Here is a 9,444-nt window from a genome sequence, read left to right as displayed (position 1 = left end):
AATTTATTTAGGACACATATGATAATTAGTTTATTATTTGCAATTTTATTGCAGTTGAAAGAAAAAGAATTACCGTTAAACCTTTAATATTCGTTTTGTGAACCCTAACAGATTTTCGAGGTTAGGACGTTCACTTGGTGTGAAATTTGGTTGTAAAGAGCTGTCTTGAATGCGGGGGATATATTTCTTTGATGATGGATAAAAAGTTAGTTTTGTGGTCTGAAATAATCAGTGTGAAATAAGTGATATGGACAAAATTGTTATTTGCTCGGGGGTGATGCTTGCCCCGGAAGGAGATTTGCTGATGGTTCGTAAAAAAGGTTCTAGCTATTTTCAGCTGCCCGGCGGGAAGGTAGCTCCGGAAGAAAGCCGTGAGGAGACCTTAATTCGCGAACTCAAGGAGGAGCTTCAGTATGACGTGGGCGGGATGGAAATACGGTTTATCGGAAGCCACAGTACGCAAGCCGTAAATGAGCTTAATACGGTTGTCGTGGGCTATATCTATTTAATTAAACTGGCAGAGCGTCATGCATTTGAGGCTTACGAAGAGCTGGACGAAGTGCTGTGGATCAGTAAAGCTAATTGGCAGAACTACCGATGGGCTCATTTGGCATCCGAGTTTGTTCTTCCGAAATGGCTTTCGGGTGATTTTGATCAGTAAATCGTATTGAGTAAACAAATTAAACCTTTGTTTGTTAGAGTTTTATAAAAACTAAAAATAAACGAAGATTATGGAAAATCAGCTTTTAAAAGGGGCGAAGGACTTTTTTGACGAAGAAGCGGTCGCTCAGATAGGGCAAGTTTTAAACCAGGATAAAGAGGGGGTGAAGCAGGGGTTGAATGCAACAATTCCCGCCTTGTTTTTAGGTTTAAGCCAACATTCCGATTCCGGTGGAATTTCGGCAATACTTGAAAAGGCCAAGCAGCATTTCGCGGATTTTGATCTCAAAGGACTTCTCGGCGGTGTGACAAACGCGGATGAGTCTGCAGGGGATCGTGCGGTGGAAGGTGAGAATTCGGCTGGGCTACTGGGATCAATATTTGGTGGTGGCCTGGATACCGTTTTGAGTACTGTTGCCGGTTATTTGGGCTATGATGGTAGTTCCATTGGGAAATTAATGAATTTTTCTCTGTCAGCGATATTCTCCAGTTTAACAAATAAGGGACAAAATTGGGATTTTGAACGTATCGGTCATGTTTTGCAGGAAAATAAAACAGCTTTTGCTGCTGCTGTGCCAGCGGGTTTAGGTTTAGGTGCCTTTGGAAAGCTTTTCGATGGGGCGCATTTTTCTCCACCTGTGGAGTCGGTGACTGAACCTGCAGTTCCTGTTGATGTTGTCAAGGAGGTCGATAGTCATAAGTCAAGCTCCATTAATCCGGCAAATGAGTTGGAAGCACATAAAGAGCCTTTGTCATTGCCGAGAACAGGAGAGTCGCGGGCAGCGATAGCTGAAAACAGTTCCAGAAGCGGGTCCGGTGGCGGTTGGTGGAAGATTTTAATCGCTTTGGTTATATTGGCTCTACTCTGGTTTTTATTTGGAAAAGGCTGCAGCGGCAGTAAGCAAGACGGTGCTACCGACACCAGTGTGAACAGTGCAATGGTGGATTCAAGTACCATGAAAACAGGTTCCAGTTTAGTGGAGCGCGAGCAGACGGAGGTCATCTTGCCAGATGGTGTCAAACTTGCTGCATTTAAAGGCGGGATAGAAGATCAGTTGGTCCAATTTCTAAAATCCGATTATAAGTCGATCGGTGAGGATTCCCTGAAAAATACCTGGTTTGATTTCGATAACCTGAATTCCAAAACAGGTACAGCCGAGGTGTTGCCTGAAAGCCAGGTGCAACTGCGTAATCTTGCGGCGATATTAAAGGCTTTTCCTGCAGCCAATATTAAGATCGGTGGTTATACCGACAAAACAGGTAATGAGGATTTTAATAAAAAGTTATCGCTTGAGCGCGCAACAGCTGTAAAGGATTACCTGGGTAAAGAGCAGCTTTCCAAACAGGTAATCGGTGCAGAGGGGTACGGTTCACAGTTTGCCAAGTATAAGGCAGATGCGCCCGAATCCGATCGTATTATGGATCGGCATGTTTCGATAAGTGTACGGTAAGTGTTTTTTGCTGAACAATAGCCTTGAACGATCCGATCGACAAGACTAAGTTTGAATTCCAAACTATGTTTTTTCTCATAAAAATGCCCCCAGAAAGTGTCTCGCTTTTGGGGGCATTGCAGTGTAACCTGCCCTTTTCTTTGGTGTAATGGAATGCTCTTTAGAAACTGTATACACAGGCCAATAGAAATTGTCCAGCAGATTTAGTTGGGCTTAAGTCGTTCTTGATGAATCGTTCGGTATTTCCTTTGTCAATTCTGATTTCGGGAATAAATTTGAATCCATGGTAATTGTATTCTGCTGTTAAGGTGGTTGCGAGGATATTGGAACTAGGGATTCCATTTTCTTCCTCTTTATGCGTTTGGAAAAACTCTTCGCGTAATCCTAGGCCAAAATTTTCTGAAAAATGAATTCTTGGATAAAGTGCTATTCCAGAGTAACCGCCACCATCTCTCTTTTTATAATTTGTAGCATTTAATCCAAGGAAAAATTTTGAGGTGAAGTCATAATTAGCAACGAGATCGACCAAGGTCCCGGAACTGTAATTGTTTTTACCGCCAGCGGACGATCCTGTCAGAAAATTGAGATAGAAGCTGCTTTTGTCATTGGGGGTATAGGCCAGTTGTGATCCGACATGGGAAACTCCGTTCATATCTTGATAGACGTTCCAGTCGTTAAATAGTCCGACCATTAAGGCTACTTTGTCTGAGAAACTATAGGTAGCTTTTAAACCTGCGTCTTGAAATGGGCCGGCGCCAAATAAATAGGAAGTTGAATAATGAAAGTTGTATGTGGGCGATATTACTTCAAAACCCACAAATGTTCCCATGAATCCTGCAGTAAGATTGAGCTTCTCGGTTAGATCATAGCCTACATATAAATTTTGGATGTGGAAACTGTTTTTGTCATCGCCGGCCTGGCCATCACCGTTCATAATGGATCGATACTGTCCTCTGGGCCCAAAAGATAATTCTCCGACAAATGATGCTTTTTTAAACTTCTTTTTTACAGCCAAATCCACCATGCCAATAGACACAGAATTGTTGTCTTCCGTAAAATAGGTGTTGATGTTGGGTTTGTTTTGAAAATCATATTTCCAATAGGTGTCTACTGATCCGGATATTTCTATTCCTTTTTCTTTTGTTTCTTCTTGGCACGTGGCTGTTTTTATTAGAAATGTCGATAAAATAATGGTTGTTAGAAGTCTTTTCATGTTTTTTTTGGGGTTTAAGTTTGGTTTGTTTGATGTTTTTAGGTGAAATTATCTTTGTTTTGCTTGTTTTGTTTGGTTTTTGGTTTAAAAATAAAGTGATTATTGTGGTTTTTGTATTTGTTTTTGTGAAATTATGTAAAAAAAATCATAAAAAATAAAATAACATGGTATTTTTTTAATAAAAAGACTTTATATTTGAAAAAATTATAAGCGAAAGTAGGTTTTTGTTTTGTTCTTGTATTTTTTTAACAATTTTATTAATGTATTGAAAACACTAATCAGTTTAAACAAATGAAAAAAATTATTCCACTCATTGTTCTAGTTCTTTTGGGAGTATTAGGACTTGTATTTCCCTCGATTGACTTGTCTGACTTAAACAAGACAGAATTTGATACGGGAGATACGGCCTGGTTGTTGACTTCTTCTGCATTGGTGTTGATTATGACACCTGGACTTGCCTTTTTTTACGGCGGTATGGTTAGCAAGAAGAATGTAATTTCAACGATGATGCAAAGCTTTATATGTATGTGTTTAATGACAATCCTTTGGGTCACTGTTGGCTTTAGTTTAGCTTTCGGCGATGATATCGGTGGTATTGTGGGTGATCCGCGTACATTTTTTATGATGAAAGGTACATTAGGGAATGTTGCTTGGGGAGCGCTTCCCACTATACCTTTGGTTTTGTTTGCCATGTTTCAATTGAAGTTTGCGATTATTACACCGGCATTAATTACTGGGGCTTTTGCAGAACGTATCCGTTTTAATTCATTTATGTTATTCATAATCCTGTTCAGTATTTTTATTTATATGCCATTGGCACATGCTACGTGGCACCCAGAAGGTATATTGGCAAAATTTGGTGTTCTTGATTTTGCCGGTGGTACAGTTGTACACATGTCGGCTGGTTGGGCGGCGTTGGCAGCTGCTATTTATTTAAAAGGACGTAAGACACAAGGTCATAATCCAGCACGTATAAGCTACGTGATCTTGGGTACAGCACTTTTATGGTTTGGCTGGTTTGGATTTAATGCCGGTTCTGCCGGTGGAGCAAATTCGTTGGCAGCATATGCTTTTGCGACCACAACTACAGCATCGGCTATGGCCGCGATGGCATGGATATTTGTTGATATCATACGTGGAAAAAAACCTTCAGCAATGGGGGCATGTATCGGTGCTGTTGTTGGTTTGGTTGCAATTACTCCAGCAGCTGGTTTTGTCAGTATTCCACATGCGATGATCATTGGTTTGGTTGGTGCTTTGGTTAGTAATCTGGTTGTATATTTGAGAAGCAAAACAAGTATAGACGATACGTTGGATGTGTTCCCTTGTCACGGGGTAGGCGGTATGGTTGGTATGGTACTTACCGGTGTGTTTGCTCACCATAATGTTAATCCACTTGTTGTGGACAATGGCCTATTTTTTGGCGAGACGAAATTGTTTTTTGTCCATATGGTCGCGTTATTTGCGGTGTCATTTTTTGCCTTCGTGGGTTCATTGGTACTATTGAAGATCACCGATCTTATCGCTCCATTGCGCGTCGAAGAAACAGATGAAGAGCTTGGCTTGGATGTTTCTCAACATGCAGAAGCATTGTAAACCATTCGTGGCATAACGCTCCATTTATCCCAAACAATCTACTGCTTCGCGGTACATTGTTTGGGATATTTTTTGCATTTTTGTCCTGCCAGGAGAAGAGTGTATGTTGTTATACACTATTTTCGGCAACTATGCCTCTAAAAAGATGTTCAATGACTACTGAGATTAAAGATACTTTGCGTTCTGATTTTGAAAAAATGATGCGTTATTGCCTCCAGAAAAATGGTGATTTCGGTTTTAACCTGTTTGGCGAATATGCTGTATCTGTATTAAATTTCTATGTCGGGAGTTCAATTTTGCCGCTTAACGAAAAACGTGAAGCTGCATTTTTCCTTACGAACCTTTACAATGCAGGTATCAGAAATGCAATTACTCCTGAGGACATTGAAGAAATAGCCGATGTGCTCTCGCAGGACAAGACGTTAAACTATCAGCTATTGGCCCCTATCTTTAACTAAGGTTTGATCTATTATACAGGATTAGTGCTTGGTCCACACCAGATCGCCTGTTTTATATCCACATTGGAGGGCATAGGTTAAAAATTCATTTCTTATTTTATCTGGAATTTCCCTCTCACGGCCCAAAATCCACATATAGTCGAGGTTGTCTCCAAAAATAAGTGCATATTTATAATCCGACGTTATTTTTACGATATTATAGCCACTGTAAAACGGTCCAAAGAACGACACTTTAAGTGCACCTTCATTGGGGCTGTTGACAAATTTAGCTTTTCCGATAGACTGTTTCCAGCGTTCTTTGTCTTCGGAGTACCCTTGGTTATTGACACGTATTGTACCATTTTTATTTTTGCTGTATTCTGCCGAAACTTGACTTAAGCCTTTTTCCCAATAAAAGTCGAGTCTAGCTATTTCATACCATTTTCCAAGGTATTTATCCAAGTCAAAAGGATCGACGACGTCAGGTCGCGAGATGACGGGCTTAAAGGCATTATAGGCCACAGCGCTAAGTGCGACGCCAGCTAACAGTAACAGTGATTTTTTCTTATCCATGTTCATCTTTTGAATATATATTGTTAAAACAACAATTTTGATACCAATAAGGTTTAGACATACCGCGCTATTTTGCTAATTTTGTTGACTAAAATTTGTATCGGTGTATTCAAGGGAAGAGATAAAACAATTAAAACAGTTATTCTGGACGAAGTTTGGCCAATTTATGGCTTTACATACTTCTGCAGATGGGGATAAGGTAAATTGGATCAACTACAAGACAGGCATTAAGCATTTATACTTCAAAATGGATGCGGATAACAAAGTGGCAACTGTTGCGATACAGTGGTCACAACCTGATGCTGGACTGAGGGCATTGATGGCAGAACAATTTTTTCAGTTTAAAGCGTTGTTGCAGGATCTTCTTGAAGAGGAGTGGATTTGGGACATGGACGGAACGGACGAATATGGGAAACCGATTTGTCGGATCTACACAAGCTTAACAGGTTACAGCGTTTTTAAAGAGACAGACTGGGCTGAGCTCATTTCTTTTTTTAAGCCTCGAATAATTGCGCTGGATGAGTTTTGGTCCTCAGCAAAGTATACCTTCGATATTTTCAAATAATTAACATTTAGTATAGTAAGATGAGTTATTACAGGTTTGATTCCGCTTTTCAACTCCAGTTTGTGGAGAGAACAGCGTTTTTTACAGGTAAGAACTTCGTCATCATTTAAAACAACAATCTAATGAAAAAAATGATTAAGGGTTTGCTGGCAATGGCAATGTGTTTTCAGCTTTCTTCGGTATTTGCGTGGGGTACAACGGGACATCGTGTCGTGGCCGAAATTGCGGAACGCCATTTGACAAAAAAAGCCAAAAAAAATATAGGGAAAATTATTGGAAAACAGAAACTGGCTTATTGGGCCAACTGGGGCGATTTTATTAAATCAGATCCCAATCCTGAATTTAAAAAACTGGGAAATTCCCATTTTATCAATTTAAACTCGAATTTACCCTGGGCTGATTTTCAATTGGGTTTGGAAAGTTCAGCCGACGAGAATCTTTATAAGACAGCGCTACGTATTGAGAAGTCGTTTGCAGATAAAACTCTTCCAATGGATCAGCAAAAGCAAAACCTCTATTTCTTGATCCATATTTTGGGCGATGCGCATCAACCCATGCACGTTAGCCGTGCTGAGGATCAAGGAGGCAATAAGATTGAAGTAAGCTGGTTTGGAAAAAAATCGAATATTCATCGTGTATGGGATAGCGATTTGGTTGATAATGAGAAGTATAGTTACACCGAGTTTGCAACTGTTTTAGATGTGAACAATAAAAAAGAGAATGCGCAGTTAGCGGCTGGAGAACTCTCGAATTGGTTGTATGAATCAAATCAATTAGCTGAAAAGATTTATGCTGACGTAGCTAATAACGCCAATTTATCGTACACTTATGTCTATCAAAACAAGGATATTATGGAGCAATGTATGCTCAAAGGTGGTTTACGCCTTGCCAAAGTGTTAAATCGGATTTTTGGTTAATGTAGCGGGGCTATCACTTCACACAAACAGGGCTATCCATTTTGGATAGCCCTGTTTGTGTCATGCCAGACATATTCCTGACAGTACCGTTTAATTTATTCGATTATCAAAGAAGCTGGCCTCACGGTTTGGATATCTTCCTAATTTAGGTCAGCCCGACGTTGCGATCAAATTGATTGTATGCTTTCAGTTAAACAATGTCCGTAGATTAATTGTTTCCTGTGTATTAAATCGATTTCAATGACTATCCCACAATTATTTAAGAAAATTGTTCCCTTTGCCAAACCTTATCGTCAGTTGATTATTTATACGTTGCTATTAACGGTAGTGGGGTCTTTCGCGGCGCAAATAAACGCTTTTATTTTACGTTATACCGTAGATGAAATTAATGAGCTGATGGTCGCCAAGGAGCCTTTATCGAAAGGCATGTATCTTGTTGGTATAATTAGTATTATTTTACTAATTAAAGAAATAGTCTACGCTTTTGTGCAATTTGGTCAGAAATTTTACGGGGAGAAACTTCGCATTTATATCGCACGTGACTTTTCTCAATCCATTGTAAACCGCATTTTAACCTATAAGTTAGCCTTCTATACCTCAAGCGACAATGAAAGTGGAAAATTGGCTACCCGGATAGATGCCGGGATCAGTTCGTTGACACGTCTGGTCCAAAATTTCTTTATTGATATTCTGCCTTTGTTTGCCAATGCAATCATTGCATTAATCTGTATGTTCTACGCTAATGTATACGTAGGTCTAGTGGGATTGGCTGTTATTCCCTTGTATCTTTATATTAGTCAGACCCAAGCCTCCAGATTGACGGGCTTTAGGAGGCAGATGCGCAAATACCGGGAGTCGAAAAATAATAGGATCATTAGTTTGATCGATTCAATTTTGGTAATTAAATCTTTCGTTCGAGAGCCAGAAGAAGCGAAACGTCATGAAAAGATTCAATATGAAATGACTGAGAATCAAATGGAAACTCGAAAAACAAGTTTTTTTTACGATAGCATTAAAAATTTCGTAGAACAGATTGCCGTTGTGATAATTATTGTTTTAACGGCCTATCTTGTTCTCTCCGGCCAAATTACCATTGGTGCGATTATGTTTCATATTATGTTATTTAATAACGTTTCGGCGCCGATTCGTCAGCTGCACCGGATTTATGATGAGGTAAACGATGCCCTGGTCTATTCGGAATCTTTCTTTGAAATTTTGGAATCTGACGAGTATATAGAATCAAAGGGAGATTATAAGCCGGCACAGATAAAAGGACATTTGGCATTACGGAATGTATTTTTTGAATATCCGAATGGGACGGTTGCTTTAAAGGATGTAAATTTTGAGATCAAGCCAAATGAAATTACGGCATTAGTGGGGCTGAGTGGAGCCGGTAAAAGTACGATTATCAACTTATTGGATAAATTTTATGAACCCACCAGTGGGCAAATTTTTTTGGATGGGGTAGACTTGGCAAAATACGATACAGCGTTTCTCCGTCGACATATCGGTATGGTATTGCAACGGAATCATATTTTTAAAGGAACTATCTTTGAAAATATTGAATATGGTAAAATGGGAAGTTCCAGGGGAGAGATCATTGAAGCGGCCAAAAAGGCCTATATCCATGAGCAGATTATGGATTTGCCCAAAGGTTACGATTCAGATGCGCAATCGCTGTCAGGGGGGCAGCAGCAGCGGATCGCTATAGCTCGTTTGTTTTTAAAAAATCCACCGATTATTTTTCTCGACGAGCCTACGGCTAATTTGGACGCCATTGCGACCGAACAGATTAAAAATAGTTTGGATGCCATAAAGAAAGACCGTACAGTGATTATCGTTTCTCACAGTATCTCCCAGATCATCGATTCCAATGCTATTGTGGTCATGGAAAAGGGGATGGTGGTGGAGAAAGGACAACATGAAGATCTTTACGCACATAAAGGAACCTATTATGATATTTTCTCGGCAATGGCCAACAGCTTAAACCTGAGTAAAATAAGCAGAACATTACAAGCAGATAAAAGATAGG

Annotated in this window: 9 protein-coding genes; 7 read left to right on the top strand and 2 right to left on the bottom strand. The window is 39.7% G+C overall.

The window, feature by feature from the left end; all coding sequences use genetic code 11:
- The first annotated feature begins 247 nt into the window (after nt 1-247).
- A complete protein-coding gene (locus B4Z47_RS06960) occupies nt 248-661 on the top strand; it encodes an NUDIX hydrolase (protein WP_053003618.1) in 414 nt (137 codons plus the stop codon).
- 70 nt (nt 662-731) lie between these two features.
- Nucleotides 732-2,111, top strand: a complete 1,380-nt coding sequence (locus B4Z47_RS06955) for an OmpA family protein (RefSeq protein ID WP_070568918.1) — start codon at nt 732-734, stop codon at nt 2,109-2,111.
- A gap of 160 nt (nt 2,112-2,271) precedes the next feature.
- Here B4Z47_RS06955 and B4Z47_RS06950 read toward each other — a convergent pair whose 3' ends face one another.
- A complete protein-coding gene (locus tag B4Z47_RS06950; protein ID WP_070568916.1) occupies nt 2,272-3,324 on the bottom strand; it encodes an outer membrane beta-barrel protein in 1,053 nt (350 codons plus the stop codon).
- A 291-nt stretch (nt 3,325-3,615) separates the two neighbouring features.
- Here B4Z47_RS06950 and B4Z47_RS06945 point away from each other — a divergent pair, with 291 nt between their 5' ends.
- Nucleotides 3,616-4,920, top strand: a complete 1,305-nt coding sequence (locus tag B4Z47_RS06945) for an ammonium transporter (protein WP_286727070.1) — start codon at nt 3,616-3,618, stop codon at nt 4,918-4,920.
- Nucleotides 4,921-5,072: 152 nt separating this feature from the next.
- A complete protein-coding gene (locus B4Z47_RS06940) occupies nt 5,073-5,378 on the top strand; it encodes a hypothetical protein (protein ID WP_046673578.1) in 306 nt (101 codons plus the stop codon).
- A gap of 21 nt (nt 5,379-5,399) precedes the next feature.
- Here B4Z47_RS06940 and B4Z47_RS06935 read toward each other — a convergent pair whose 3' ends face one another.
- Nucleotides 5,400-5,930 (bottom strand): lipocalin family protein, encoded by a 531-nt coding sequence (locus tag B4Z47_RS06935; RefSeq protein WP_070569098.1) that lies wholly within the window; start codon nt 5,928-5,930, stop codon nt 5,400-5,402.
- A gap of 103 nt (nt 5,931-6,033) precedes the next feature.
- On the opposite strand from B4Z47_RS06935, the gene B4Z47_RS06930 reads away from it, so the two are divergent.
- From B4Z47_RS06930 to B4Z47_RS06920, 3 genes are all read left to right on the top strand, one after another.
- The gene (locus tag B4Z47_RS06930; protein WP_070568910.1) at nt 6,034-6,495 is read left to right on the top strand and encodes a DUF4268 domain-containing protein; all 462 of its coding nucleotides are present in this window, start codon (nt 6,034-6,036) and stop codon (nt 6,493-6,495) included.
- Between the two features lie 122 nt (nt 6,496-6,617).
- Entirely contained in the window at nt 6,618-7,412 is a 795-nt protein-coding gene (locus B4Z47_RS06925) for a S1/P1 nuclease (RefSeq protein WP_070568908.1), read from the top strand.
- Nucleotides 7,413-7,652: 240 nt separating this feature from the next.
- Nucleotides 7,653-9,443: an ABC transporter ATP-binding protein gene (locus B4Z47_RS06920; protein ID WP_115048796.1), complete on the top strand. Its 1,791-nt coding sequence runs from the start codon at nt 7,653-7,655 to the stop codon at nt 9,441-9,443.
- Nucleotide 9,444: the final 1 nt, after the last annotated feature.

This window comes from Sphingobacterium sp. UBA2610, assembly GCF_002339225.1.
GTDB lineage: Bacteria > Bacteroidota > Bacteroidia > Sphingobacteriales > Sphingobacteriaceae > Sphingobacterium > Sphingobacterium multivorum.
The sequence above is the reverse complement of the archived record's forward strand: the minus strand, read 5'-3'. Positions and strand labels throughout refer to the sequence as shown.